The 26,006-nt window shown below is 73.4% G+C and carries 26 protein-coding genes and 1 tRNA gene; 14 read left to right on the top strand and 13 right to left on the bottom strand.

The window, feature by feature from the left end; translation table 11 throughout:
* Positions 1–11 precede the first annotated feature (11 nt).
* The 4 genes from ACX9I7_RS02600 to ACX9I7_RS02585 all read left to right on the top strand — a co-directional run bounded on the left by ACX9I7_RS02600 (position 12) and on the right by ACX9I7_RS02585 (position 2,921).
* Positions 12–278 carry a lasso peptide biosynthesis PqqD family chaperone gene (locus ACX9I7_RS02600; protein WP_358237574.1) on the top strand — a complete coding sequence of 89 codons (267 nt, stop codon included), beginning with the start codon at positions 12–14 and terminating at the stop codon, positions 276–278.
* Positions 275–691 (top strand): lasso peptide biosynthesis B2 protein, encoded by a 417-nt coding sequence (locus ACX9I7_RS02595; RefSeq protein WP_126914219.1) that lies wholly within the window; start codon positions 275–277, stop codon positions 689–691. Before ACX9I7_RS02600 ends, ACX9I7_RS02595 begins: the two co-directional genes overlap by 4 nt.
* A 5-nt stretch (positions 692–696) precedes the next feature.
* Entirely contained in the window at positions 697–2,508 is a 1,812-nt protein-coding gene (locus ACX9I7_RS02590) for an ABC transporter ATP-binding protein (protein ID WP_387574822.1), read from the top strand.
* A 152-nt stretch (positions 2,509–2,660) separates the two neighbouring features.
* On the top strand, positions 2,661–2,921 hold the full coding sequence (locus ACX9I7_RS02585; RefSeq protein WP_189452479.1) for a Prokaryotic metallothionein: 261 nt from the start codon (positions 2,661–2,663) through the stop codon (positions 2,919–2,921).
* 55 nt (positions 2,922–2,976) lie between these two features.
* Here the strand turns inward: ACX9I7_RS02585 and ACX9I7_RS02580 are convergent, their stop codons facing one another.
* Positions 2,977–3,594, bottom strand: a complete 618-nt coding sequence (locus tag ACX9I7_RS02580) for a TMEM175 family protein (protein WP_358631342.1) — start codon at positions 3,592–3,594, stop codon at positions 2,977–2,979.
* 152 nt (positions 3,595–3,746) lie between these two features.
* Here ACX9I7_RS02580 and ACX9I7_RS02575 point away from each other — a divergent pair, with 152 nt between their 5' ends.
* Positions 3,747–4,211 (top strand): hypothetical protein, encoded by a 465-nt coding sequence (locus ACX9I7_RS02575; RefSeq protein WP_387574818.1) that lies wholly within the window; start codon positions 3,747–3,749, stop codon positions 4,209–4,211.
* Positions 4,208–4,516: a transcriptional regulator gene (locus ACX9I7_RS02570; protein WP_126914214.1), complete on the top strand. Its 309-nt coding sequence runs from the start codon at positions 4,208–4,210 to the stop codon at positions 4,514–4,516. The genes ACX9I7_RS02575 and ACX9I7_RS02570 overlap by 4 nt, the downstream gene beginning before the upstream one ends.
* A 59-nt stretch (positions 4,517–4,575) precedes the next feature.
* Here ACX9I7_RS02570 and ACX9I7_RS02565 read toward each other — a convergent pair whose 3' ends face one another.
* The 3 genes from ACX9I7_RS02565 to ACX9I7_RS02555 are packed head-to-tail and all read right to left on the bottom strand — an operon-like array spanning position 4,576 to position 7,983.
* Positions 4,576–5,331: a succinate dehydrogenase/fumarate reductase iron-sulfur subunit gene (locus tag ACX9I7_RS02565; RefSeq protein WP_459386362.1), complete on the bottom strand. Its 756-nt coding sequence runs from the start codon at positions 5,329–5,331 to the stop codon at positions 4,576–4,578.
* On the bottom strand, positions 5,328–7,274 hold the full coding sequence (locus ACX9I7_RS02560) for a fumarate reductase/succinate dehydrogenase flavoprotein subunit (RefSeq protein WP_459386361.1): 1,947 nt from the start codon (positions 7,272–7,274) through the stop codon (positions 5,328–5,330). Before ACX9I7_RS02560 ends, ACX9I7_RS02565 begins: the two co-directional genes overlap by 4 nt.
* 1 nt (position 7,275) lies before the next feature.
* Entirely contained in the window at positions 7,276–7,983 is a 708-nt protein-coding gene (locus ACX9I7_RS02555; protein ID WP_387574810.1) for a succinate dehydrogenase cytochrome b subunit, read from the bottom strand.
* Positions 7,984–8,070: 87 nt separating this feature from the next.
* Here ACX9I7_RS02555 and ACX9I7_RS02550 point away from each other — a divergent pair, with 87 nt between their 5' ends.
* Positions 8,071–8,970 carry a LysR family transcriptional regulator gene (locus tag ACX9I7_RS02550; RefSeq protein WP_126914211.1) on the top strand — a complete coding sequence of 300 codons (900 nt, stop codon included), beginning with the start codon at positions 8,071–8,073 and terminating at the stop codon, positions 8,968–8,970.
* A gap of 9 nt (positions 8,971–8,979) precedes the next feature.
* Here ACX9I7_RS02550 and crcB (ACX9I7_RS02545) read toward each other — a convergent pair whose 3' ends face one another.
* From crcB (ACX9I7_RS02545) to ACX9I7_RS02530, 4 genes are read right to left on the bottom strand one after another with little or no spacing between them, the layout of a single operon-like run.
* The gene (gene crcB / locus ACX9I7_RS02545; protein WP_126914210.1) at positions 8,980–9,336 is read right to left on the bottom strand and encodes a fluoride efflux transporter CrcB; all 357 of its coding nucleotides are present in this window, start codon (positions 9,334–9,336) and stop codon (positions 8,980–8,982) included.
* Positions 9,333–9,683 (bottom strand): DUF190 domain-containing protein, encoded by a 351-nt coding sequence (locus ACX9I7_RS02540; RefSeq protein WP_189452461.1) that lies wholly within the window; start codon positions 9,681–9,683, stop codon positions 9,333–9,335. Before ACX9I7_RS02540 ends, crcB (ACX9I7_RS02545) begins: the two co-directional genes overlap by 4 nt.
* Before the next feature lie 5 nt (positions 9,684–9,688).
* Positions 9,689–10,162 carry a fluoride efflux transporter CrcB gene (gene crcB, locus ACX9I7_RS02535; protein ID WP_387574805.1) on the bottom strand — a complete coding sequence of 158 codons (474 nt, stop codon included), beginning with the start codon at positions 10,160–10,162 and terminating at the stop codon, positions 9,689–9,691.
* A gap of 9 nt (positions 10,163–10,171) precedes the next feature.
* Positions 10,172–11,434, bottom strand: a complete 1,263-nt coding sequence (locus ACX9I7_RS02530; protein ID WP_459386360.1) for a styrene monooxygenase/indole monooxygenase family protein — start codon at positions 11,432–11,434, stop codon at positions 10,172–10,174.
* Positions 11,435–11,698: 264 nt separating this feature from the next.
* Between ACX9I7_RS02530 and ACX9I7_RS02525 the strand changes: the two genes are divergently transcribed.
* Complete coding sequence (locus ACX9I7_RS02525; RefSeq protein WP_387574801.1) at positions 11,699–12,679, top strand: polyprenyl synthetase family protein; 981 nt, start codon at positions 11,699–11,701, stop codon at positions 12,677–12,679.
* Between the two features lie 36 nt (positions 12,680–12,715).
* Here the strand turns inward: ACX9I7_RS02525 and ACX9I7_RS02520 are convergent, their stop codons facing one another.
* Positions 12,716–13,384 carry a 4'-phosphopantetheinyl transferase family protein gene (locus ACX9I7_RS02520; RefSeq protein ID WP_358631367.1) on the bottom strand — a complete coding sequence of 223 codons (669 nt, stop codon included), beginning with the start codon at positions 13,382–13,384 and terminating at the stop codon, positions 12,716–12,718.
* Between the two features lie 226 nt (positions 13,385–13,610).
* Here ACX9I7_RS02520 and ACX9I7_RS02515 point away from each other — a divergent pair, with 226 nt between their 5' ends.
* From ACX9I7_RS02515 to ACX9I7_RS02505, 3 genes are all read left to right on the top strand, one after another.
* Positions 13,611–13,925, top strand: a complete 315-nt coding sequence (locus ACX9I7_RS02515; protein WP_387574798.1) for a chaplin — start codon at positions 13,611–13,613, stop codon at positions 13,923–13,925.
* A 129-nt stretch (positions 13,926–14,054) separates the two neighbouring features.
* Positions 14,055–14,294: a chaplin gene (locus ACX9I7_RS02510; protein ID WP_387574796.1), complete on the top strand. Its 240-nt coding sequence runs from the start codon at positions 14,055–14,057 to the stop codon at positions 14,292–14,294.
* A 158-nt stretch (positions 14,295–14,452) separates the two neighbouring features.
* Positions 14,453–16,540 carry an NB-ARC domain-containing protein gene (locus ACX9I7_RS02505; RefSeq protein WP_459386359.1) on the top strand — a complete coding sequence of 696 codons (2,088 nt, stop codon included), beginning with the start codon at positions 14,453–14,455 and terminating at the stop codon, positions 16,538–16,540.
* Between the two features lie 93 nt (positions 16,541–16,633).
* Here the strand turns inward: ACX9I7_RS02505 and ACX9I7_RS02500 are convergent, their stop codons facing one another.
* Positions 16,634–18,034 carry a hypothetical protein gene (locus ACX9I7_RS02500; RefSeq protein ID WP_459386358.1) on the bottom strand — a complete coding sequence of 467 codons (1,401 nt, stop codon included), beginning with the start codon at positions 18,032–18,034 and terminating at the stop codon, positions 16,634–16,636.
* Positions 18,035–18,551: 517 nt separating this feature from the next.
* Here ACX9I7_RS02500 and ACX9I7_RS02495 point away from each other — a divergent pair.
* On the top strand, positions 18,552–20,717 hold the full coding sequence (locus ACX9I7_RS02495; protein WP_459386357.1) for a nuclease-related domain-containing DEAD/DEAH box helicase: 2,166 nt from the start codon (positions 18,552–18,554) through the stop codon (positions 20,715–20,717).
* Positions 20,718–20,809: 92 nt separating this feature from the next.
* Complete coding sequence (locus tag ACX9I7_RS02490) at positions 20,810–22,060, top strand: amidohydrolase family protein (protein ID WP_459386356.1); 1,251 nt, start codon at positions 20,810–20,812, stop codon at positions 22,058–22,060.
* On the opposite strand, the gene ACX9I7_RS02485 is transcribed toward ACX9I7_RS02490, so the two are convergent.
* The 3 genes from ACX9I7_RS02485 to ACX9I7_RS02475 all read right to left on the bottom strand — a co-directional run bounded on the left by ACX9I7_RS02485 (position 22,037) and on the right by ACX9I7_RS02475 (position 24,064).
* Positions 22,037–23,275, bottom strand: coding sequence for a DUF6545 domain-containing protein (locus ACX9I7_RS02485; RefSeq protein WP_459386355.1), 1,239 nt, complete (start codon positions 23,273–23,275; stop codon positions 22,037–22,039). The two genes, ACX9I7_RS02490 and ACX9I7_RS02485, sit on opposite strands and share 24 nt — an antisense overlap.
* Positions 23,268–23,753: a hypothetical protein gene (locus ACX9I7_RS02480; RefSeq protein ID WP_387574783.1), complete on the bottom strand. Its 486-nt coding sequence runs from the start codon at positions 23,751–23,753 to the stop codon at positions 23,268–23,270. Before ACX9I7_RS02480 ends, ACX9I7_RS02485 begins: the two co-directional genes overlap by 8 nt.
* A gap of 238 nt (positions 23,754–23,991) precedes the next feature.
* A tRNA-Arg gene (locus tag ACX9I7_RS02475) sits at positions 23,992–24,064 on the bottom strand.
* 296 nt (positions 24,065–24,360) lie between these two features.
* Here ACX9I7_RS02475 and ACX9I7_RS02470 point away from each other — a divergent pair.
* Positions 24,361–26,004 carry a dynamin family protein gene (locus ACX9I7_RS02470; protein WP_392753444.1) on the top strand — a complete coding sequence of 548 codons (1,644 nt, stop codon included), beginning with the start codon at positions 24,361–24,363 and terminating at the stop codon, positions 26,002–26,004.
* The last annotated feature ends 2 nt before the right edge of the window (positions 26,005–26,006 follow it).

Genomic DNA, 26,006 nt, shown 5'->3' with positions numbered 1-26,006 from the left:
AAAGGTGGAAAATGTCGCTCCGACTCCGCTCCGGAGTGGTGATGACCGAGACCGACTACGGCATCGCCCTGCTGGATCAGACCACTGGTGAGTACTGGACCCTCAACCCCACCGCCGCGCTCGTCCTGAGGACGCTCCTCGACGGGGAGTCCAGGGGAAACGCCGCCCACGCGCTGACCGCGCGCTACGACGTGGATCCCGGCGAGGCGGCACGCGACGTCGAGCGCGTCTACGGCGAACTGCGGTCGGCCAGGCTGCTGTCCGGGACCCGGCCATGACGACCCCGGAGGCGGTTCCGTACCGGCCGGGCGCCGTCCCCCTCGCCACCCGCTGGGCCGCCCGCGCCGCCGTCGCCCTCGCCCACCTGCTGGCCACCCAGCCGCCCGGGCGCATCCGCGCGGTCCTGCGCGTGCTCCGGCGCGGGGCCCGGCCCGCGAGCCTCGCCGAGGCGACCGGCGCCAGGGACGCCGTCCTCGCCGTCAGCCTCGCCAGCGGAGGGCAGAAGGGCTGTCTCCCACGGTCCCTCGCCACGGTGCTGCTGTGCCGGATGCGTGGCCAGTGGGCCGTGTGGTGCGTGGGAGTCCGCTCCCGGCCGCCCTTCGCGGCACACGCGTGGGTGGAGGCGGAGTCGGTCCTGGTGGGCGAGGGCGCACCGGCCGACTACTTCCAGCGCTTCTTCACCGTGGAGTGAGTGTCATGGAGACCGTGAACGAGGCCGCGGAAGCGTGGGAGACAGGGCGGGGGACCGGGGACGCGGAGAGCGCGGCGCGGCCGCGGGGCGCGGGCCGCCGGGCCCTGGCCCGGTACCTCCGGCCGCAGCGCCCCGCCATCCTCGGCGGGGCGCTGCTGGGACTCGCCGGCGGCGCCCTGGGCCTGGCCCAGCCGCTGGCCGCCGAACGCCTGGTGAACGACCTCGAACGGGACCGGACGGCCACCACGGAGGTGATCGCCCTCGGTGTGCTCGTCCTGCTGGGCGCGGTCCTCGTCGCCCTCGGCCACCTCGTGCTGGAACGGGCGGCCGAACGACTCGTGTGCACCGCCCGGCGCGGGCTCGCCGACCGGCTGCTCAGGCTGCGGGTCCCCGTCGCCGAGCGCCATGAACCCGGCGATCTGATATCCCGGGTCACCGCCGATACGACGCTGCTGCGTCAAGTGGCCACACAGGCGATGGCCGCGGCGCTGACCGGCACCGTCATCACCCTCGTCACCGTCGTGATGATGGGGGTGCTGGACCTGGTGCTGCTCGGTGTGACCCTCGCGGTGATCGCGTTCATCAGCCTGAGCAGCGGCCTGGTGATCCCCCGCATCGGCCGCGCCACCCGGCAGACCCAGGAGGCCGTCGGCGGCATGGGCGCCGCCCTGGAGCGCGCCTTCGGCGCCTTCCGCACGGTCAAGGCGTCCGGGGCCGAGCCGCGCGAGATCGCCCGCCTGCACGAGGCCGCCGAGCGGGCCCGCCGCATGGGAACGCGCGCCGCCTCCTGGGAGGCCGTCTCGGACACCGTCTCCCAGGTGTCCGTGCAGGTCTCCTTCCTGGTGGTCCTCGGCGTGGGCGGGGTGCGCGTCGCCTCCGGGGCGATCGACGTCTCCACGCTCGTCGCCTTCCTGCTCTACCTCTTCTCGCTCGCCCCCCGCATCAACCAGCTCGTGGGCGCCGCCGGCCAGTTCCAGGTGGGAGCGGCGGCCGCCCTGCGGATCCGGGAAGCCGAGGAGATGGCGGTCGAGGACCCCGGTGCCGGGCCGGAGCCGGCGGCGGACGCCGGATGCGGGCCCCGCCCCGCGTCCGTCACCTTCGACCGGGTGCGCTTCGGCTACCGGGCCGGGCTCCCCGCCGTGCACCGCCGTATCTCCTTCACGGTGCCCGCCCGCGGGCTGACCGCCTTCGTCGGCCCGTCCGGCGCGGGCAAGACCACCGTCTTCTCCCTCATCGAACGGTTCTATGAACCGGACAGCGGCCGCGTCCTGCTGGACGGCCGGGACGTCCGCCACTGGCCCCTGGCCGCGCTGCGCGCCGCCATCGGATACGTCGAACAGGACGCGCCCGTCCTCGCCGGAACGCTGCGGGAGAACCTCCTCCTGGGCGTCCCGCACGCCACCGACGGGCAGCTCCGGGAGGCCCTGCGCCGGGCCCGCCTCGACGACCTGGCCGACCGGCTGCCGGAAGGGCTCGACACGACCGTCGGCCACCGGGGCAGCATGCTCTCCGGCGGCGAGCGCCAACGCGTCGCGATCGCCCGCGCGTTGCTGCGCAGCCCGCGGCTGCTGCTCCTGGACGAGGCCACCTCGCAACTGGACGCGGCCAACGAGGCGGCCCTGCGGGGCACCGTCGCCGACGCGGCACGGACGATGACGGTGCTGGTCGTCGCCCACCGGCTGTCCACGGTGACCGGCGCGGACCGGATCGTGGTCATGGAGGCGGGCCGCATCCGGGCCGTGGGCACCCACGCCAAGCTGCTGGCGAGCGACGAGCTGTACGGGCAACTGGCGGCCACGCAGCTGCTGGCGAACTGAGTGCGCCGGAGTGCACACAGCCACACGCGCCGGGGTGCACACAGCCGCACGCGGCACCACCTTCGGGTGAATGGATTGTTTGTGTTGACGGTGGGGTGCGGTCCTCGCGGGGATCATGCGAGGCGTACCCCCGTATCGAGACGGAGCACGCCATGGCCCAGTGCAACACGTGTGGCAACGACTACTGGCTGGCCTTCGAGGTCAAGACCATCACCGGCGACACCTATACCTTCGACAGCTTCGAGTGCGCGATCAGCAAGCTCGCGCCCAAGTGCGAGCACTGCGAGTCCCGCATCATCGGCCACGGCGTCGAGGTCGCGGGCCGCTTCTTCTGCGGGGCGCACTGCGCCCGCGAGGGCGACTCGGGGCTGGGCAGCCAGATCCGCGACACGGTGGGGGCGCACCCGGGGTGACGAGGGGTGACGGCGGGGGCCGACGGGGGGCCGGCGGGGAGCGCTGAGCGGCCCGTCAGATTCTGGCGCGCAGCCACGGCCAGTAGCGCGGCAGGCCGCGCGCCGGCCAGATCAGCACCCACCACCAGACGGCCACGAGGGGGGCGGCCAGGGCGACCAGGAGGGCGACGGTGGCGATGACGGCGATCGACGCGTTGTCGAACACCTCCCGGGCGACCTGCTGACGGGTGACCTCCGGCCTGCGGAGCGGGCCGGGGTCGCGCAGCCGCAGCGCCATGACGGCCAGCAGCGCGGCTTCCAGGCCGATGGCGCCCGTGTAGACGGCCATGGCCACGGGCGCGCCGCCGTGTTCGCTCATCAGCCGGGCGGTGAAGGGCAGGAAGGCGATGACGGCCAGCAGGGCGAACTCCAGCCGGACCATGGCCCGGTCGAGGGTGGCCATCAGCCGGAAGAGCTTGTGGTGACCCAGCCAGATCGCCCCGACGAGCACGAAGCCGACGAGGTACGCCAGGACCTTCGGCAGCAGGTGGCCGAACGCCTGGCCCACCTCCGCGTCGGGCAGGCCCTCCGGCACGTGGATCTCCAGGGCCAGCAGCGTGATCGCGATGGCGGTCACGGCGTCGGCGAAGGCGAGCATGCGGTCCATCTCGATGACGTACGGGTCGCGCGCCACGGTCGTCAGCGTAGGGCGGACGCGGGGAACTTTACGGGGGTATCGACGGAAAACCGCACGATCGGATGATTCGGTGCCGCCCGGAACCGAGGTTTTCCACAGCGGAAAGTCGAAAGTTGCCGCTCTGGAAACCGTGTGCTTGACTTTCCGGCATGGCAACTGACGAGAACTCGCGGTCGTCCCGGCCGCCCATGCCCTCCCGGGAAGGCGCCGCCGAGGCCCTGGCCCTGGCCGAGCAGGCGCAGGTGGCGGTCGCGTCCCTCACCCCCGGCCGGGCGTTCGATGTGAAACTCTCCCTGTGCGTGGCCGGGGTGTATCTGTCCCATCTCCTGCCGGAGCCGTGGGACATCGTGGGCCTCGCCCTGATGTACGTGATCATGCTGACCGTGCTGGCGCTGCAGTTCCGCTCCAGCGGTGTCCGGCACCGAGTGCAGCCGGGCATGAAGCGGAGCATGCTCGGTGCCGCCGCCCTCGCCTTCGGGCTCTATATGGTGGCGCTGTACCTGGACGATCACCAGGGCATGCCGTGGATATGGGCCCCGGCGGGTCTGCTGGCCGCAGGGGGCATCCTGGCCCTGGACAGCAAAACCCGCAAGAAGGGCATAGCAGCGTCGTGACCGACCCCGAAGACGGCTTCAACGAGACGATCCACGCGCCGAACCGGCTCCGGATCTGTGCCGCGCTCGACGCCGTCGAGGAGATCGAGTTCGCGACCGTCCGCGAGACGCTGGGTGTGAGCCCGTCCGTGCTCAGCAAGCATGTGACGGTGCTGACCGACGCGGGGTACGTGGAGCAGCGGCGGGCCGTGCGCGACACCCGGCAGCGCGTGTGGCTGCGCCTGACCAAGGACGGCCGCGACGCCTACCGCGCCCACCTCGCCGCCCTCCGGGCGATCGTCAACGCCGACCTGGGGGAGGGCTGAAACCGGCGTCCGCGCCCGCGCCCGTGCCTGTGCCTGTGTCTGTGTCGGTGGGGGTCGGCTCAGCGGCGTCGTCCGGCGCCCTTGAGGGTGGCCCGCAGGTACTCGCGGTTCATCGTCGCGATCGACTGGAGGGGGATGCCCTTGGGACAGGCCGTGGCGCACTCGCCGGTGTTCGTGCAGCCGCCGAAGCCCTGGTCGTCCATGGCGCCCACCATGTCCAGCACCCGGGACTCGCGCTCCGGCGCGCCCTGCGGCAGGACGTTCAGGTGGACGACCTTCGCGGACGTGAAGAGCATCGCCGAGCCGTTGGGGCAGGCGGCCACACAGGCGCCGCAGCCGATGCACTCGGCGTGCTCGAAGGCCAGGTCGGCCACCGGCTTCGGCACCGGTGTGGCGTGGGCCTCGGGCGCGGAGCCGGTGGGCACGGAGACATAGCCGCCGGCGCCGATCACCCGGTCGAAGGCCGAGCGGTCGACGACCAGGTCCTTGACGACGGGGAAGGCGGCGGCCCGCCAGGGCTCGACGTCGATGGTGTCGCCGTCGGAGAAGTGCCGCATATGGAGCTGACAGGTGGTGGTGCGCTCCGGGCCGTGGGCCCGGCCGTTGATGACCATGCCACAGGCGCCGCAGATGCCCTCGCGGCAGTCGTGGTCGAAGGCCACGGGCTCGTCCCCGGCGAGGATCAGCTCCTCGTTGAGGTGGTCGAGCATCTCCAGGAAGGGCATGTCCTCGCTGATGCCACTGACCTCGTAGGTGGTCATGACCCCGGCGTCCTCGGGGGAGCGCTGGCGCCAGATGCGCAGGGTGAGGTTCACGCGTAACTCCGCTGGGTGGGGTGGACGTACTCGAAACGAAGCTCTTCCTTGTGGAGCACGGGAGGGCTGCCGGTGCCCGTGAACTCCCAGGCCGCGACGTAGGAGAACGCCTCGTCGTCGCGGGCCGCCTCGCCGTCGGTCGTCCGGCTCTCTTCCCGGAAGTGGCCGCCGCAGGACTCCGTGCGGTGGAGGGCGTCGAGGCACATCAGCTCGGCGAGCTCCAGATAGTCCACGATCCGGTTGGCCTTCTCCAGTGACTGGTTGAGCTCCTCGCCCGTCCCCGGCACCTTGACCCGCCGCCAGAACTCCTCGCGGAGCGCCGGGATGCGGTCCAGGGCCTTGCGCAGTCCGCTGTCGGTGCGGGCCATACCGCACTCGTCCCACAGCAGTTCGCCCAGTTCGCGGTGGAAGGAGTCGGGGGTGCGGTCGCCGTCGTTCGCGAGCAGCCGGCGCAGCCGGTCGGTCACCTCACGGGTCGCCTCCACGACCGCCGGATGGTCCGGTGGTATCTCGTCGTGGGAGTGGCGGGCCAGATAGTCGTTGATGGTGGAAGGGAGGACGAAATAGCCGTCGGCCAGGCCCTGCATCAGCGCGGAGGCGCCCAGCCGGTTGGCGCCGTGGTCGGAGAAGTTGGCCTCGCCGATGGCGAAGAGGCCGGGCACGGTCGTCTGGAGGTCGTAGTCCACCCACAGTCCGCCCATCGTGTAGTGGATGGCCGGGTAGATCCGCATGGGGACCTCGTAGGGGTTCTCCGCCGTGATCCGCTCGTACATCTCGAAGAGGTTGCCGTACTTCGTCTCGACGGCCGCGCGGCCCATCCGTGCGATGGCGTCCGCGAAGTCGAGGTAGACGCCCTGGCCGCCCGGGCCGACCCCGCGGCCCTCGTCGCAGACGTTCTTCGCGGCGCGGGAGGCGATGTCGCGGGGGACGAGATTGCCGAAGGAGGGATAGATCCGCTCCAGGTAGTAGTCGCGCTCGGATTCGGGGATGTCCCCGGGCGCCCTCGTGTCGCCCTTCGCCTTGGGCACCCAGATGCGGCCGTCGTTGCGCAGCGACTCGCTCATCAGCGTCAGCTTCGACTGGTGGTCGCCGGAGCGTGGGATGCAGGTCGGGTGGATCTGGGTGAAGCAGGGGTTGGCGAAGTGGGCGCCGCGCCGGTGGGCCCGCCAGACGGCGGTGGCGTTGGAGTTCTTGGCGTTGGTGGAGAGGTGGAAGACGTTGCCGTAGCCGCCGCTGGCGAGGACCACGGCGTCGGCGAAGTGGGTGCTGATCCGGCCGGTGATCAGGTCCCGGGCGACGATGCCGCGCGCCCTGCCGTCGACGACGATCAGGTCGAGCATCTCGGTGCGGGCGTGCATCTCGACATGGCCCGCGGCGATCTGGCGGCTCAGCGCCTGGTAGGCGCCGAGGAGAAGCTGCTGGCCCGTCTGGCCGCGGGCGTAGAAGGTGCGGGAGACCTGGACGCCGCCGAAGGAACGTGTGTCCAGCAGCCCTCCGTACTCGCGGGCGAAGGGGACGCCCTGGGCCACGCACTGGTCGATGATCTCGACGGAGACCTGGGCGAGCCGGTGGACGTTGGACTCGCGGGCGCGGAAGTCGCCGCCCTTGACGGTGTCGTAGAAGAGGCGGTGGATGGAGTCGCCGTCGTTGCGGTAGTTCTTGGCGGCGTTGATGCCGCCCTGGGCGGCGATGGAGTGGGCGCGGCGCGGGGAGTCCTGGTAGCAGAACTGCGTCACGCGGTAGCCCTGTTCGGCGAGGGTGGCGCCCGCCGCGCCGCCCGCGAGGCCGGTGCCGACGACGATGACGGTCAGCTTGCGGCGGTTGGCCGGGTTCACCAGCTTCGCCGTGAAGCGGCGGCGGTCCCAGCGCTCGGCTATGGGGCCTTCGGGGGACGCCGTGTCGACCAGCGGCTCGCCGACCGCGTAGGGGGAATACTCGCTCATCTCAGCTCACGACTCCTGTCAGGACACCGACGGGCACGGCGATGAAACCGCAGGTCAGTAGGGCGGCCAGGCCGTTGGCGAGGGCCTTGAGGAGCCGGTCGCGCCGGGGCGATCCCACGCCCAGCGTCTGGGCCGCGCTCCAGAAGCCGTGCCGGATGTGCAGCCCGAGGGCGAGCATCGCGGCGATGTAGAAGGCGGAGACGTACCACCGGTCGAAGGAGGCGACGAGGTTCTCGTACGTCCGCCCCTCCTGGGCGTTGGGGTTCACGGTGAGGGTGGTGAGGTCGAGGATGTGCCAGACGATGAACAGGCCGAGGATCACCCCGCCCCAGCGCATGGTCCGGGTCGCGTAGCTCGCGCGCCGCCGCCCGCGCCCCCGGTACTTCACCGGGCGCGCCGCGAGGTCCCGGCGGCTGAGCTGGTACGCGGCCACACCGTGGAGGACGACCGCGGCGCTCAGCGCCACCCGGGCCAGCCACAGGAACCACTCGCGGTGGAGGAACGGTTCGCCGATGGTGCGGATCCAGGCCGCGTAGTGGTTGAACTCCCCGGCCCCGAAGAAGACCTTGAGATTGCCCAGCATATGGGCGACCAGATACGCCAGCATGATCAAGCCGGTGACCGCCATGACCGCCTTCTTGCCGACGGTCGAGCGCCACACGGAGCCGATGAGGGACGGAGGTTTCGCCGTCCGGGTCGCCAGTGCCATGCCGCCGACGCTAGGTCGAGGGCCTTCGATGCGTCCAAGACATGATGGGGCTCGTTTCCATAGGCTCTCCCTATTTACCCTGGTGGGGTGCAACTCCAGCAGCTCCGCTACTTCGCCACGGTCGCCGAGGTCCGGCACTTCACCCGGGCCGCCGAGGCCCTCCACGTCGCCCAGCCCTCGCTGTCCCAGCAGATCAGGGCGCTGGAACGGGAGCTGGGCGCCGAGCTCTTCCACCGCGCGCGGGGCAACATCGCCCTGACCGACGCCGGCGAGGCCCTCCTGCCGCTCGCCCGCCGCATCCTCGCCGACACCGAGACCGCCCACCGCGAGGTGCAGGAAGTGGCCCGGCTGCGGCGCGGCCGGGTCCGGCTCGGCGCCCCGCCGAGCCTCTGCGCGAGCCTGGTGCCGGACGTGCTGCGCACGTACCACGCCCGGTTCCCCGGCATCGAGCTCCACGTCGACGAGGGCGGCTCACGGGACCTGGTGCGCCGGCTGGCCGACGGCGGGCTCGACCTGGCCCTGATCATCACGCCCCTCGGCGTGGGCGCCCCCGCGCTGGAGACGACGGAACTGCTGCGGGAGGACCTGGTGGTGGTGTCGGCACCGGACGGGCCCGCGCCCACGCGCCGGAGCCGGATGCGGGTGGGCGAGCTGCGGGAGCTGCCGATGGTGATGTTCCGCAGCGGCTACGACCTGCGCGAGATCACCATCGCCGCCTGCCGGGCCGAGGGCTTCGAGCCCTCCTTCACCGTCGAGGGCGGCGAGATGGACGCCGTTCTCGGCTTCGTCCGGGCCGGGCTGGGCCTGGCCGTCGTCCCCGGGATGGTCGCCGCCCGCTCCGGCCTGCGGGTCACCCCCTTCGAGGGCGACCGCATGCGGCGGACCGTCGCCGTCGCCCACCGCAAGGACACCCCGCCGCCCCGCGCGGCCCGCGAACTGCGCCGAGTGCTGCTGGACCACCTGGAAGCCGCGCCGGACGAGGACTGAGGACGAGGGCTACGTCAGCGCCTGCCCCAGCGCCACGCCCGCGAACGCCGCGCCCAGCCCGCACACCACGCTTCCGGCCACATTGAGCACCGCGTACCCCCGTGCCCCGTCCTCGGCCAGCCGCAAGGTCTCGTAGGAGAACGTGGAGTACGTCGTCAGGGCGCCGCACAGGCCCGTGCCCAGCAGCAGCCGCGTCGGCTCGTCCACCGCGCCCGTCAGCACGCCCAGCACCAGACAGCCCACGACGTTCACCGTGAACGTGCCCCAGGGGAACACCGAGTCGTGCCGGGCCTGGACGAAACGGTCCGTCAGATAGCGCAGCGGAGCACCGGCCATGGCGCCGGCCACCACGAGGAGCCAGTTCACGCGGGCCGCTCCCCGTCCCGGCCCCGGTAGGAGACGACCTCCACCCGGTCGAGGGTGACGAGGCCCTCGGTCACCAGCTCCGCCAGCTCCGCGACGAACGCCCGTACCCGCTCCTCCGTGTCCACGATCACCACCGCCACCGGCAGGTCCTCGCTCAGCGACAGCAGCCGGGAGGTGTGGACGACCGAGGACGCGCCGAAACCCTCGACGCCCCGGAAGACACTCGCCCCGGCCAGGCCCGCCGCGTGGGCCCGGTGGACGATCTCGGAGTAGAGGGGCCGGTGGCCGTGGGTGTCGGACTCGCCCACGTACACGGTCAGCCGCAGCGCGCCGCCCTGAAGTCTCATCGCGCTCATCGCGCCCTCCGCAGGACGAACAGCCGCCGTGCGGCGGTCGCCGCCGCCCACACCGAGGCCAGTGCGAGCAGCGGCGTCGCCACCAGATAGGCCAGCCCCTCGGCCGTCCGGCCGTCCGTGACCAGCCGCTGCACGTCCACCGCGTAGGTGGAGAACGTCGTGAAACCGCCCAGCACCCCCGTGCCCAGGAAGGGCCGGGCCAGCCGGTGGGGGGTGCCGACCTCGGCGATCGTCACCAGCAGCACCCCGATCAGGGCACAGCCCACCGCGTTGATCAGCAGCGTCGTCCAGGGGAAGGCGGCCGGCGCGGTCGGCCACAGCAGCCCCGCCGCGTACCGGGCCAGGGCCCCGAGGCCGCCGCCGAGCGAGACCGCGACGACGACCGGTCCCTGACCGGTGGAGGCGCGGCGTGGCGCCCGCGTCCCGCTTCCCGTCACCGTCTTCGGCGGTGCCGCGCCCGTGGTGCCCATCCGGCCAGGCTAGCTCACGGCCGCGCCACCGGACCGGCCCGCCACCGCCGCCAGGCACGCCTCGGCCCGGTCGGCGTCCATCAGCCACTCCTGGTAGTCGGCCGGGTCGGCGAAGCCGTTGACGTAGCGGTGGGCGAGCGCGGGGTGCCGGGCGGCCGCCGCCATCACGTCCTCGAAGTGCCGGGGGCGGGCCGCGTCCAGCACCATGTTGGTGAACGCCGTGGTGTGCCGGGCGTGCTCCCACCAGCCCGCGAACGTCTCGTGCATCCACGCCCGGTCGAAGGGCCGCTCGCCCCGCTCGACGATCGACGCCAGATAGCGGTCCGCGCAACGCGCCGCGTTGTTGGAGCCCTGCCCGGTGATCGGGTCGTTGAGGACCACCGCGTCGGCCATGCCCAGGACGTACGAGCCCGGGGCGACCTCCGCGACGGGATGGCGCACCACGGGCGTGAGGCTCCCGGTGAGGGCCGCCCCCGGATCGGTCGGCTCGGCCTGCGCGCACAGCTCGTACTCCCACGGGGCGTACGAACGCAGCAGCTGCCAGGAGCGCTCCAGCGCCGCACCCGGCCCGGAAACGTTTTGCCAGCAGTCGAACGGCCCGCCCGGACTCCCCTCCCAGAGCAGGATCACGCACGGACCCGAACCGGTGAGCGCGGGCAGCACGAAGAACTCCCCGGCCCCCGGGAACGCCGACATCCGCAGGAACGACGGCGGAAGCTCCGGATCCGGCCGCACCCCGTGGACGTACACACAGGCCAGGACGCGCTGCGGCCGCTCGTACGGGCTGTGCCGCTCGTCCCGCCCGAAGACCTCGCCCAACGGGCCGTGCCCCGTGGCCAGCAGCGTCAGCTCGTATCCGGAGGCCAGCGCGGGCAGCTCCTCGGGGGCGACCGGCCGGTACTCCACCCGCCCCCCGCGCTCCTCGAACAACTCCAGCCACCGCGCGGTCTTCACCCGCTGGTCGACGGACTGGGCGGGCGTGTCCAGCCGTGCCCCCACGGCCCGTTCCGGGATCCGGGCGCCGGGCGGGTCGACGGGGCTGATGACCACGCCGTCGATCGCCGGCGTCTGCTGGTCCCACAGATTCAGCCCCGCCCGCCGCTCCAGGGCGAGCGCCGGACCGTACATCAGCTGGGTGGACAGCACCCGCCCGGCCCGGACCTCCTGGGGCGTCCGGGCGGCGACGACGGTCACGTCGTAGCCCCGCTCCCGTAGCCCCAGGGCCAGCTGCAAGCCCGCCTGGCCCGCGCCGACGATCGCGATCCTGCGCATGGTTGCCTCCGAAAAAGCCGGATTCCCGTGGCCCGCCCTCGATGTAACAGCCCTCGGCGCGCCCTGTACAGACGGCACGCGAGGGCCGCGCCGACCGTCACCCCCGGCGCGCGACGGGCTCCCCGGTTGGCAGGAAACCGGCGCTTCCGCCGGGCCGGGCTGGGCAGTCTTCCGACCGGTCACCCTCCGCCACGACAGAGCGGAGCCGCCGCTCGTCAGGGGCGGCCGAAGGCCGCGACCGGTCCAGGGAGGCAGAGGCACCACATGACGAAACGACACCATTCCCCGCCGCGCCAAGTGCCGCCCGGCTCGGTGCCGCCGCAGCTCCAGCGCGCGAAGATGCTCGACCGCGTCGAGGAACGGCTGCGCGGCCTGTTCGAGGAGGAGCACCGCCGACGGCGCACCTCCGACGCCCGGGGCGCCGAGCTCATCGAGTCCCTCGCCGAGCTGCTGGCCGCCGGCGGCGACCGGGCCCGGCCGGTCGTCTTCCTCACCGGCTACCTCGCGGCCGGCGGCGAGGTGGCCGGGCGGGCCGCCGACCTCGCCGTCGACACCGCCGTAGCCCTCGAACTCCTCGACACCGCCACCCTCATCCGCGGTGACGTCCGCGACGACGCGCCCCTGCGCCGGGGCATCCCCACCCTCCACGTCGCCCGGGCCGCCGAGCACGAGCGCAACGGCTGGGCGGGCGAGTCCCGGCGCTTCGGCGAGTCCACGGCGACCCTCGCCGGCGATCTCGCCCTCGCCCACGGCGACCGGCTGGTGCTGCCGCTGCCCGCCGAGGCCCGGGGGATCTGGGACGAACTGCGCGTGGAACGGGTCATCGGCTCGTACACGCGCGAGGCCATGGTCGCCGAATACCTGGAGGACCCTTGGCCGGGGCGCTGCGTCTCCGGCTGCGACCGGGGCTGCGCGGCGGGCTGGTACGCCCTGCGGCACCCGCTGCGCCTGGGCGCGGCACTCGCGGGCCGGGCGGATCTCGGGCTCTCGTACGACGCGTACGCCCGCCCGCTGCACGCCGCGTGGCGGTTGCGGGGCTTCCTCGACGGCGGCCCGGAGTACGGGTGGGACGCGCGGCTGCTGCGGGAGATCCTGCTCGACCCGGACGAGCGGGAGGTCGCCGAGCAGATGATCGAGGAGCTCGTCGACCACGCGCGCAGGAGCGCGGCGGGCCTGTCGCTGGCCGCGGGCTGGCACGAGGAACTCGCCTCCTTCGCGGCCAGGGTGGCGGCCCAGGACGAGTGACGGGTGCCCCGCGCCTTTTGGGCGCGGGGCACCCGATTACGCGCCGACCGCGATGGCCGTCACGACCAGACCGTCCCGCACGAGCCATCGCCCCTCGAACCCCGACAACCGGCCCCCGGTGGCCGCCCGGAGCGGCTCCGGGGTGAGAATCGTCGCCCGGAAGGTCTTTGCGTCCGCATCGACCTCGAGAATCGCGTCCTGAAAGTCCAGCCACTGCCTCGTGAGCGGAAACCACGCCTTGTAGACGCTCTCCTTGGCGCTGAACACCAGCCGGTCCCAGCACACCTCGGGCCGTTCCGCGGCCAGCCGGGTCAGCCAGCCCTGTTCCTCGGGGCGCGTCACCAGTTCCCGTACTCCGCCGTTGGGCAGGGGCTCATGGGGTTCCGCGTCCAGTCCTATCGTCAGAATGTCGGTGGCGCGGGCCACCGCCGCCGCGCGATAGCCCGCGCAGTGCGTCATGCTGCCGATCACACCGGAGGGCCACTGGGGCGCGCCGCGCTGCCCGGGCACGATGGCGACGGGCCCGAAGCCCAGCCGGCCCAGGGCCGTACGGGCGCAGTTCCGCACCGTGGTGAATTCCCGGCGCCGTTTCTCCACGGCCTTGGCGACCAGCGCCTCCTCCTCGGGGAAGAGCGCCGGCGCGTCGGCCGGATCGGCGAATGCCTCGGCCGTCTCGATCGGTAAAGGCAGCAGGGTCCCAATCATTCTCGCGCGTCATTCCCCTGGTCGAAGCGGCCGGAGTGTCTGTACGAAAGGAACCCTGCCAGCTCGGCATCCCATGGGGAAACCCCCATTTCTGTTGATCGGCCCACACCCGGGATCACCCGGACGCTTCATCGACGAAACCTTTGCGACCCCCAAACGTTGATCCGGGCTCCCGGCCGTCACCGACCGGGTGCTCGTCCGTACGACCAAGCAAAGGTGTCTCCCCATGTCACGTATCGCCAGGGCAGTAGTCGTCACTGCCGCTGTGGGCGCCTCGCTCGCCGGTTTCGCCGGTAGCGCGGTCGCCGACTCCGTAGCCAACGGCGCAGCTGTCGGTTCCCCGGGTGTCGTCTCGGGCAACGTCATCCAGATCCCGATCCAGATCCCGATCAACCTCTGCGGCAACTCCATCGACATCGTCGGCCTGCTCAACCCGGCATCGGGCAACACCTGCATCAACGGGGACGTCGAGGGGCCCACCCTCGTGTCCGAGGAGCATCACAGCCACAGCCACCACGGCCACAGCCACCACGAGCACTGATGTCCGGCTCCGGGGCGCTCCCCGCCCCGGAGCGACAGCGGGCGTCGTACGCCGCCTGATCCTCGGGCGGCGTACCCGGCCGACCGGGCGGGGGCCGTCCTCTACGACCGAACGAAGGTGTTCTCTCCCATGTCACGAATCCTCAAGGCCGTGGCGGTGACCGCCGCCGTGGGCGCCTCGCTCGCCGGTTTCGCCGGTGGCGCCGCCGCCGACGCCGGAGCCCGCGGCGTGGCCGTCGGTTCCCCGGGTGTGGTCTCGGGCAACGTCATCCAGGTCCCGATCCACGTGCCGATCAACCTCTGCGGCAACTCCATCGACATCATCGGTCTGCTGAACACGGGGGCGTCCAACACGTGCGTCAGCGAGTGACCCGCGGCTCCGGGCCGCTCTCCGCCCCGGAGTCGTAAGCAGCGCAGCCTGGCGCCCCGGCCGACGGCCGGGGCGCCAGGCGCGTTTCCCGCCCTGTGCCGAGAGGCGTCCGAACGTAGGATCTTGCCCCACGACCGAGGCGGGCCAGGGGGGAACGCATGGGCGACGAGATCCGGAACGCCATCGAGGGCGGGACGTACCACGGACCGGTACTGCAGGGGCGGGAGATCCAGTACCACCATCACCACCACGCCGCCGCGCGGACACGGGCACCCCGTCAGCTCGCCTCGGAACCGGACGTGTTCGTCGACCGGCACCCGGTCTTCGCCGAGCTCGAACGCGCCGCCGCCGGGCGGGCCGCGCGGAACACGCCCCTGATCGTGGCGCTCACCGGCCTCGGCGGCATGGGGAAGACGGCAACCGCCCTGCGCTGGCTGCACCGCCTGCGCCGGCACTTCCCCGGCGGCCAGCTCCAGGCCGACATGAGCCCGCACGGCCACCTCCGGCCGCTCGACCCCCACTCCGTGCTGCAGGGCTTCGTCCAGGAGCTGGGGACGCGGGCGGACGAGAGACCGGCCGGACAGGCCGCGCTGGAGGCCCACTACCGCTCGCTGACGGCACACGCGCCGCTGCTCGTCCTGCTGGACGACGTGGTGAACGTCGGCCAGGTGCGGCCGCTGCTGCCCGCGCACCCCGGCAGCGTGGTCGTCGTCACCAGCCGTATGCCGCTGACCGCGCTGAAAGGCCGCTACCCGAGCATGCTCGCCCTGACGCTGGGCAGTCTGGACAGGGAGGCCAGCGCCGAGCTGTTCCGCGCCGTGGCCGGTGAGGACGCCGTCCCGGGCGCGGCCGCCCTGGAGAGCGTGCTCGCCGCCTGCGGCGGCTACCCGCTCGCCGTGCGGATCGCCGCCGCCCGCGCGGGCGAGCTGCACGGGCTCGGCGAGGACCCCGCCGAACTGGCCCGCGAACTCGGCGATCACCGGACCCGCCTGGAGGCGCTCGAAGTGGACGACCTCTCCGTCCCCCAGGTGCTGGGCGCCGTCCACCTGTCCCTGGCCGACGGCCCGGCCGCGCTCTACCGGGCGCTCGGCGCCCACCCGACGCCGGAGTTCTCCCGCGACCTGGTCACGTGGCTGGCGGGGAACGACACCGACACGCGCACGCTCGTCCGGGAACGCGTCCTGGAACCGGCCGGGGAGGGGCGGGTGCGCATGCACCGGCTCGTCCACGACCACGCGCGGTCCGTGGCGGACGGCCGGGCGCCCGTGGACCGGATCCTGGAGTGGTACCTGCGCCGGGCGGCCGCCGTGGAGCGGCTGGTCTCCGACCGCTGGCGGTACGGCCCGGTGTTCACCGGGCCCGGGGAGGAGGCGGGAGGCGCCGGCTTCACGGACGCCGAGGCCCTGGACGCCTTCGAGCCCGACCGCGCCAACGCGGTGGCGGCGGCGAGGCTGGCCCACGACCTCGGGCGGTACGCCATGGCGTGGCAACTGGCCGAGGCGCTGCGCGGGTTCTTCTTCCGGCGCAAGTACCACCCGGACTGGATCGAGGTGTGCGAGCTGGGCCTGAAGGCCGCCGCGGCGTGCGGCGACGACCTCGCCGTGGCCCGGATGCACTACGAGCTCGCCTTCGCCCACGCCGACCGCGGTGACGCGGCCGACGCCGGGACCGCCGGACACCACTACCGGGAGGCGCTGCGGCTGGCGTCCGCCGCCGGGCACGCCCGCACGGAGTCCTCGGCCCTGGAGGGCCTGGGCCTGCTCGCGCTCCGCGAGGGCGCCCCGGAGGACGCCGTCGAGCATTTCCGGCGGGCGGCCCGGGCGCTCGACGGGCTCGACCACCCGCGCGGCCGGGCCCTGCTCACCTTCCACCTGGGCCGCGCCCACGCCGCCGGGCACCGCCACCAGGAGGCGGCCGAACTGCTGCTGCGCGCCCGCCGGATGTTCGCGGAACTCCCGGGCCGCCCCGACCGCTTCAACGAGGCCAAGTCCCTCTGGCACCACGCCCGGGCCCGCCTCCGCGCGGACCGCCCGGATGAGGCCCTCCCCAGCCTGGACGAGGCCGTCACCCTGATCGCGGCCTGCGGCGCCCCCAAGGAGCAGGCCGACATACTCCTCGACCGAGGCGACCTCCTGGCGACCCAGGGCAACCGCCCGAAGGCGGAAACGGACTGGCGCCAGGCGCTGACCCTGTACGAACAGGCGCTCAGCGCCTCGGCGGAGAGCGCGCGGGGCAGGCTGCTGTAGCTGGTTTGTGGGCAGGCGTTCCGCAGGGCTGGGGGCACCTCCCAGCGGTAGCTGGGGGAGGGTGGGCACAAACCACCCACCGGCGGCCAGGTGTCACCCCACCCGCAGCACCCCCACCCCACCCCCGACCCGCACCGAAACCACCGACTCCGCACCCGCCCCCGCAACCGCGTAAAGCACCGAGGCCGCCACCCCGAACCCCAACGCGGCGCCCCCCTCCTCCCACCGCCCGCCGAGAACGTCTCCGTCCCGCGTGACCGCGACACACCCCGCCCCGCCGACGGCACGGTCCTCGAACGCCACCAGCCAGCACCCTCCGTACGACGCGAACACCCGCTCCGCGGCCGAGCGGTACGTCTCGCGCGGGCCCGGCGCCCGGCCGAGGACGACGTCGGCCGCCCCGGCCCACCGCCCGTCCGGGTCGCCCTCGGCCACCACCAGGTGGGGATCGGCGAGGTGACCCGTCACCGTCCCCTGGAGCCCGGCGACGTGGCGGCGCAGCACCAGCGTCCCGTCCGGCTCGGGCCGGGCGTCGACGAACATGGGCGGCGGCACCGGCCCGTACCGCTCCGCGGGGAGCGGCAGCGGCAGGGCGACGGGCCGGGGGACGGCGGGCCACGCCGGCTCGTCGAGCTCCAGGCGCTCGTAGTAGAGGCGGCGCAGCAGTTCGGCCGCCCGCGCGGGGCGGGAGGTGACGAGGCCGCCGATCGCGGCCAGCCGCTCGTCGCCGGCCCGGGCGGCGGCCGCGCGGCGCAGCTGGCGCCCGAGCGGCACGTGCGGCGCCACGCGCGGCAGTGCCGTGCCCAGCCGGGCCATGGGCGAACCGGCCGCCACCACGTCGTCGCCGAAGGCGCCGAGCAGGCCGGGCACGCCGAGGGCGGCGGCGTAGAGGGTCAGGGATCCGTGGTCGCCGATGAAGGCGTCGGCCGCGACCAGGGCCGCCTTCCAGGTGTCCGTCTCCGGCGCGGGCAGGAGAAGTCCGGCCCGCAGGTACGGCGCCAGCCAGGCACGGACCTGCCAGCCGCCGTGCCCGTACCAGACGTTGGGGTGCACGGCCGCGAGGACGCGGTACTCGTCGTGCGGCAGCTCGGCGAGGGCCCGGCGGACGAGGTCCATGTTCGCGCCGAGGAGGGAGCGCGGCCCCCAGGTGGAGGTGAGGACGAGGAGTTTCCGGCCGGGCGTCAGGCCGAGGGCGGCACGGTACTCCGCGCGGAAGGGGAGGCCGGCGCGGAGGTCGTCCATGCACGGGTCGCCGGCGACGACGGAGATCGGTACGGCCTCGGGGCAGCCGCGGCGGAGGCGTTCACGCTGCTCGTCGTGGGAGAGGACGATCGCGGAGGGGATCAGCTCCCCGTCGTGAGTGAGCCATTCCGCATCCAGGCCGAAGGCCTCCGGCTCCCGGCTCCCGGCTCCCGGCTCCCGGCTCCCGGCTCCCGGCTCCCGGCTCCCGGCGCAAGTGTTTATTGTATCCAGCGCCGTGCGGTGCGCCCACAAGTGGGGCGTTGAGCTTATGGAGTTCGCCGCCCCGGCTGCTGCTGACCGCGAGGTCGAATTTCTCCCGCTTCGCTTCCTCCCAGGATATCCAAGGGAGTTGTCGCGCGGCTATGAATTCCCGCGTTCCGTTCTCGAACGCCGACGACCCGGTGCAGGTGAACACCACATGCACCCGGCTGTCGCCCTCGAAGGGCGCGAGCAGCTCCAACAGCCGGGTCGCGGACGTGACGTTGTGGATGACTCCCAGCACCGTACGCTCCGGCGCGGCGGTGGCCCACCGCCCCGCGTCGTCCCGCAGCAGGATGTGCGACGGTCGCGACGACCCCGCGTGCGGCATCGCGAACCTCCTCGTCGGTCGGTGCGTCGGTCGGGTGAGTCGATCAGGCGCGCGCAGGGCGCGCTCGGCATCCGGCCGACGATACCTCGCTCCAGGGCGCCGATTCCGCAGAGCAGTACGATCATTACTTTGCGTATATATGCATGTTTCGGGGGAGTAGGTGGTAAAGGGGGTGGGGGCATGGCGGCTGGGGGATCGGCATCGACCAGGGCCCAGGAGGCCCGGCGGCACGAGCGTGAGCTGCGTGAGCAGCTGAGGGCCGCGCAGCGGGAGGCGCGGCGGTGGGAGGCGGCCAGCGAGGGCGAGCGGAAGGTCGCCGCCCAGTTGCTGATGCTCACCGAGCGGGGCTGGCGGCTGCTCGTGGACCGGCGCTGGCCGGGGACGCGGTCGGCCAATGTGGACATGCTGCTGATCGGGCCCGGCGGCGTGTTCGTCATCGACGTCAAGAACTGGCGGGCCGCCCCGGAGACCGCCGACGGCCATCTCGCCGCCGCCCGGCAGCGCCGCGACGGGGAGGTGGGCAAGCTGCTGGCCGTGACCCGGCTGGCGGAGGCGGCCGTGGCGGAGCTCGGCATGTCGCCCGTGGCGGTCCGGCCGGTGATGGTCTTCGCCGGCCGCTCGTTCAGCGGCGAGCTCGGCCGGGTGCGGCTGCTGGGGGAGCGCGAGGTGGGGCCGGCGCTGCTGGCCGAGCGCACCCGGCTCGCCCCGGCCAGGGTGGGGGAGGTCGCCGGTCATCTGGCCCGGGTCTTCCCGGCGTACGAGGGCTCGTCCGTACCCGCCGAACGCTCCGGCGCGAGCCCGGCGGCGCACGCGCCCCAGGAGCCGACGGACGCCCTGTTCGACGTCGAGAGCCTGCGGGACGCGGCCGTCGAGGCCGCCCGCCGGGGCCCGATCGAGCAGTGGATGACCTTCCTCCACCCCGACCAGGTCGCCCTGGTCCGGCGCAACTGGTCGGGCCCGGCCCGGGTCAGTGGCCCGGCGGGCACGGGAAAGACCGCCGTGGCCCTCCACCGCGCCGCGCTCCTCGCGCAGCGCACGACCGGACGCGTGCTGTACGTGACGTTCGCCAGCAATCTGCCCCGGGTGCAGGCCACTTTCCTGCGGACGATGTCCCCGGCCGTCGCCGACCGGGTCGAATTCCGCAGTCTGCATTCCTGGTCGCTGAAATTCCTCGAAGAGCGCGGAATTCCCCACCGGCTGCACGGCGAGGGCGCGTTGACGGCGTTCAACCGGGCCTGGATACACCGCGGTCGCGACAGCGTGCTCGGCACCCTCGACCCGTCGCCGCACTACTGGCACGAGGAGGTGGACTGCGTCATCAAGGGCCGGGGCATCACCCGCTTCGAGGAGTACGCCACGCTCAGGCGCCACCGCCGCCGCACCCACCTCCGCCGTCCGCACCGCGAGGCGGTCTGGGCACTGTACGAGGAGTACGAACGGGTGCGCGCCGAGCGGGGCGTGCACGACTTCAACGACATCCTCGGCCTCGCCCTGGCCGAGGCCCGCGCCCGGCCGGGCCGCTCGCCGTACGCGGCCGTCATCGCCGACGAGGTCCAGGACCTCACGCTCGTCGGGGTGCGGCTGCTGCACGCGCTCGTCGGCGACGCGCCCAACGGCCTGCTGCTGGTCGGCGACGGCCAGCAAGCCGTCTACCCCGGCGGTTTCCGGCTCTCCGACGCCGGGATAGACGTGCGCGGGGACCGCGGCCAGGTCCTGCGCGTCAACTACCGCAACGCCAAGGAGATCCTGGACACGGCCCTCGCCGTCGTCGCCGAGGACGCCTTCGACGACATCGACGGCACCCGGCTGGCCGGCCTGCGCGACGTCGACCTCACCTACCGGGGCGGCCAGGTCACCCGCGCCGTCCTGCGGACCCCCGCCGAGCTGGACGAGGCCCTGCTCGCCGCGCTGCGCGGGCGCGGCGAGGCAGGCTGGCCCGACTCGGCGGTGCTGTGCCCCACCCGGCGCGAGACGGAGCACTACCAGCGGCTGCTCGCCCGGGCGGGGATCCCGCAGTGCTCCCTGGAGCGCTACGACGGCCGGCCCGTGCCCGGAGTGAAGGTCGGCGGCTACCGCCGCGCCAAGGGGCTGGAGTTCAAGCATGTCTACCTGCCCGGCCACACCGCGGCGGGCTCCCCCGGACCGCCGGACGAGGACGGCATCGCGCTCGAACGCGAGGAACTCGGGCGCGCCCGGCTCTTCGTGGCCATGACCCGGGCGAGGGACACGCTGTGGCTGGGCTCGGTCGCGCCCCGGGCCAACGGCGCCCCCGTGGGCGATGTCCCACCGGTCGGTGTGCCGGCCGTGGCCTCGGCGGCCCCGGCGTCGGGGCCTGCCCGATTGTGATCTTCTCGTGGGTGCCGGTACGGGCTAGCGTGCGGGACGACGCCCGTAGGCATTCGACGACCCACCGACGACAGACACTTGGAGCACCGCTCGTGGACGACTCCCGCTCGGCCATACGCGCCGCACGCCTCTTCGACGGCGAACGGGCCCACCACGGCCCGGTGCTGGTCCTGGTCGAGGACGGCCGGATCACCGATGTCGACCTCACCGGGGCCAACCCGCCGGAGGGAGTGCCGCTCACGGACCTCGGGGACGCCACCCTGCTGCCGGGCCTGATCGACGCCCACAGCCATTTGGCCTTCGAGGCGGGCGGCGCCACCGAGCACCAGATGTGCCACGACGACGACGCCACCGTGCTCGCCCGGATGCGGGAGCACGCGGCCCGCGCCCTGCGGGCCGGGATCACCACGATCCGCGACCTGGGCGACCGGGGCTATCTGTCGCTGCGGCTGCGCGAGGAGTTCGCCGAGGGAGGCACGGGCCCCCGGATCGTGGCGGCCGGCCCGCCCCTCACCCGTACCCGGGGCCACTGCTGGTACCTGGGCGGCGAGGCCGACGGGGCGGACGAGGCGGTCGCCGCCGTCGCCGACCGGGCCGGGCACGGTGTGGACCTCGTCAAGATCATGGCGACGGGCGGGATGTCCACGACGGGTTCCGACCCCGGCGGGTCCCAGTACACCCTGGCCGAGCTGCGGGCTGTCACCGAGGCCGCGCACGGCCGGGGGCTGCCCGTCGTCGCCCACGCGCACGCGGCGGCGGGCATCGCCGACGCCGTGGCCGCCGGGGCCGACGGCGTCGAGCACTGCACGTTCATGACCCCGCAGGGCGTGCGCCTGGACCCCGAGACGGTCGACGCGATGGCCGCCGCGGGCACCTTCGTCGGCTGCACGGTCGTCAAACCCCGCGCGGGCATGCCCGAGGAGGTGCTGCGGACCATCGAGCCCTACTGGGAGAACCAGGCGTACATGCACCGCCGGGGCGTGCGGGTCGTCTGCTGCACCGACGCGGGCATCAACGCGCACAAGCCGCACGACGTGCTCCCCGTCGACCTCGTGTACTTCGCCTCGCAGGTGACCACCAACACCGAGGCCCTCACGTCGGTCACCTCGCTCGCCGCCGCGTCCTGCGGCCTCGCGGGCCGCAAGGGCCGCGTCGCCCCCGGCCACGACGCCGACCTGCTCGCGGTGGCCGGGAACCCCGTGCACGACCTCGGCGCGCTCTCGCGCGTCCGCGCGGTCCTGCGCGCGGGACGACGGGTCGCCGGTGCTCCGTCGGAGGGCGACGCGGTCCCGCCGCAGGCCGGCGTGTCAGGAACCGCGTCAGGAGCCGGCGCCCACCGCTGACGGTGTCTCGGGCCGGAAGCCGTCGGCGAAGGAGGCGACCGTACGGGAGCGCAGCGCCCGGTGCAGCCGCAGCATCCGGCGGATCTCGCGGTGCACGGTCGACCGGTCGGCGAGGACCTCCGGCAGCAGGTCCTTGTCGAGCTCCTTGTGGTAGAGCTTGTCCGCTCCGGCCGCCGCCTCCCGCCGGGTCACCTCGATCCAGCAGGCGGCGGCCGTCAGCCGCTGCCGCTGGACCAGGCGGGACTGCCCGGGACCGCCGGAGTACGGCGGCGCGCCCGTCGCCTCCCCGGCCTCGTGGAGGAGCTCCGGCGACGCCCAGCCGTCGTGCAGGAACGTGATGCTGTCGTGGATCTCGATGACCCGCTGGTGCAGCCGCTCCCAGGCGCTGTCGAAGGCCAGCAGGTCCGCCCTCCGCGACGGGGGCGGCGCCACGACGAGTTCGGGCGTCGCGCGCCGCAGCAGCAGCCACAGCCCGTACAGCCGCTGTCGGCGGTACCAGTAGAGGGACACCTGCCACAGCGGCTCCAGCGCGGCCAGCGAGCACCCGAGGGCGACGAGGACGAACCGCGCGAAGGAGCACCAGAATCCGGCCAGCGCGAGCGACGCCGGGGCCTCGGTGAACCACCGGACGCCGCGGATCAGCAGATAGGGCACCTCCGCGCTGGTGCCCACGGCGAGCGCCAGCACGCTGACGCGCAGCACCGGGCTGCGCATCGCGACACCGTGCCGCCAGAAGACCGCGGCCGCCCCCACCGCCGTGATCAGCCCGTAGGCGATCCACACGACCGCGTACCCGGCCCACCAGCCGTGCGCCCGCGCCCCGAACCGGTCGGGCGCGGGGGTGACGGTGAAGAAGGCGAAGGCGAGCGCCGCCATCGCGGCCGCGCAGACCACCGGCGCCCGGCGCAGCCAGGCGGGGACGGTCCGCCCGGCGCCGTCCAGCGCCACCGCGAGCCACCACACGAACGCGAAGTCCGTGAGGGCCACCAGCGCGACGGCGAGCTCACCGGCCTTGGGCACCCCGGTCACCTCGTCGACCCAGCCGCCCACCTCCGCCTGGATCACCAGCGAGCCGGTCGCCAGGACCGCCAGGGCGATCCACACCGGTCGCTGCGGCGGCCGTCGCAGCGCGGGTACGCGCAGGACCAGCACGGTCCAGGCGATCAGGAGGATGACCTCCCGCAGCGTCTCGACCCATGCGGGAACGTCATGCACGGCCGGCTCCGAGGAGGTTCCCCGCCCGCCGCTCGACCGCGCTGATCCCCTTGGGCCGCATCTGCCCGGCGATCCTCAGCACCAGGGAGGCGAACGTCTCCGCCAGCTCCTCCTCGGCGTCGCTGCACGACTTGCCCTTGGCCCGCCGCCCGTCCGCGCCCGAACCCGACCCCGGACCGCTCAACACTTCCTGCAGCGCCGTCCCGTGCCCCGCGAGCATGTGGCAGATCTCGTGCAGCACGATGTGGTCGCGGTAGTAGCCGGTGGCGGACGAGCGGATGATGATGTGGTCGGTCGCGCCGTCGTCGTACCACATCCCGAACGGCAGCGCCGGAAGGTCCGCGGAGTGGAGCTTCAGCGTCCTTCCCCGGGCCCGTCCCAGCGCCCGGCAGAGCTCTTCGACGTCCCATGGCTGGGGGAGTTCGGGAAGCCGGGCGACGAGCTTCTCGGCCATGGCCCGCACGTGCTTATTGGCCACGACGTACCCCCTCCCTCGCGATCGCGGGCACCGTCGGCTCACCCCTCCCCGACCAGGTGCCGCACTGTCCTCTCGCCGCCACGCGCCATTGCCCCGCTCCCTTTGCTCACGACTGCTCACGACAACCGGAAGACGGCCCCCCCAAGCCCCCTGAAACGCGGTCGAGTGTACAGACCGGCCGGTACGGCAGCACGAAAAACGCCCCTCCCGGAGGGAGAGGCGAAAGGGTCCGGCGGAGCGCCCCCGGCAGGACTCGAACCTGCGGCCAAGCGCTTAGAAGGCGCCTGCTCTATCCACTGAGCTACGGGGGCCGGTGTGTGCGGCGGTCGCGGACGGCTGAAGCCCCGGGCTCGGTGGTGCCGTGACCTTGCCGGGGACAAGGATAGGGCTCCGCGTACCTCGTCCCGGTTGCTTCACCTCCGTGACACGATGTGGAGGTTCGGTGAAGCGGTCCTGATAATCGCAGGCAGGTGCGATTTTCGCATCGTTTTTGACGCAGTTGGTATCGGGTGTTGTGTACTCGTTATGCCTGGGCCCCATACGCCACGCCTCGCGCGCCGTGGCCTATATGTTTCAAAATCACCCCAGAATTGGGCATTCTGCACGTGTGGCGACCTTGGACGTACGGCCCCGACTGCTTGACGCGCTGTCCGCACTGCGTGACCGCGTGGACGCCGCACGCTTCCCGCTCCCCCTTCCCGGCGCCGCTCGCGCCCGCCGTAACCGGGCCGAGCTCCTGGCGCAGCTCGACGACTACTTGGTGCCCCGCCTGTGCGCCCCCGAAGCGCCGTTGCTGGCGGTGGTCGGGGGGTCCACGGGGGCCGGCAAGTCCACTCTGGTCAACTCGCTGGTGGGGCGGAGGGTCACTGAGGCGGGGGTGCTGCGGCCGACAACCCGCACGCCAGTGCTGGTCTGTCATCCGGACGACCACCACTGGTTCGCCGGCCCCCGGGTGCTGCCCCGGCTCCAGCGGATCTGGGTGCCCGCGCAGGACGGCGCGTCCGGCGCGTTCGAGGCGGAGGGGGCGGACGAGGAGGCCGGTGCCGCCTGCGAGCCGGAACCGGCCGAGGACGGGCCGCTCGCCCTGCGGATCGAGACCGACCGCGCCCTGCCGCGCGGGCTGGCGCTGCTGGACGCCCCCGACATCGACTCCCTCGTCGCCGGCAACAGGGAGGTCGCCGCCTCCCTGATCTGCGCGGCCGACATCTGGGTGCTCGTCACCACCGCGACGCGGTACGCCGACGCGGTGCCCTGGCACCTGCTGCGCACCGCCAAGGAGTACGACGTCACGCTCGTCACCGTGCTGGACCGGGTGCCGCACCAGGTGGCCGTCGAGGTGTCCCGGCAGTACGACGCGCTGCTGGAGAACGCCGGCCTCGGCGACGTCCCCCGCTTCACCATCCCCGAACTGCCCGAGTCCGCCGACGGCAGCGGACTGCTGCCCGCCACCGCCGTCGCCGGGCTGCGCGCCTGGCTCGCCCAGCGCGCCGAGGACCCGGCCGCCCGGCTCGTCGCGACAGCGCGCACCGCGCGCGGAGTGCTCTCCTCACTGGGATCCCGGCTGCCGGGACTGGCCGGCGCCTCGGCCGTCCAGCACGCGGTGGCCGTACGGACCCTCCAGCGCGTCGAGGACGCCTACGGACGGGCGGTCGAACGGGTACGACGGGAGATCGCGGCGGGGGAGGCGCTGGCCGGGGACGCCCTCACCCACTGGCGCGGCTACCCGGACGACAGCACCCCGGACGAACTGCTGACCGCCCTCACCGGTTCCGTCGTCGCGCTGCTGAGCTGCGCCGCCGACGCCGCGGACGAGGAGATCGCCGCCGCCTGCGCCGACGACCCGGTGGCGGCGGCCGCCCTCGCGCCCCCCGACCCCGACGGCGCGCGGGCCAGGATCGGCGTGGCCGTCCGCCGTTGGCGGCGCTGCCTGGAGGAGATCGCCGAGGAGGAGGTCCGCGCCGCCGAGCGCGACCGGGGCACCGAGAGCGAACGGACCGCCGCGCTGCTCGCGGCCGAGCTGCTGGGCGGCCGCCGGGCGGGCCGGGCCGGCGACAAACTCGCCGGGACGTTCGGCGCCCAGCGCGCGCTGCGGCTGCGCGACCGCGGGGCCGAACTCCTGACGAGCTGTCTGGAACAGGTCCTCGACTCCGAACGGGACCGCAGGGCGGCGCCCCTGGAGGCCCTGGAGATGACCCCCGAGCACCAGGTCGAGCTCATCGCCGCGCTGTCCCTGCTGCAGAAGGAGAGGTGACC

This window comes from Streptomyces sp. L500, from assembly GCF_054551825.1.
The sequence above is the reverse complement of the archived record's forward strand: the minus strand, read 5'-3'. Positions and strand labels throughout refer to the sequence as shown.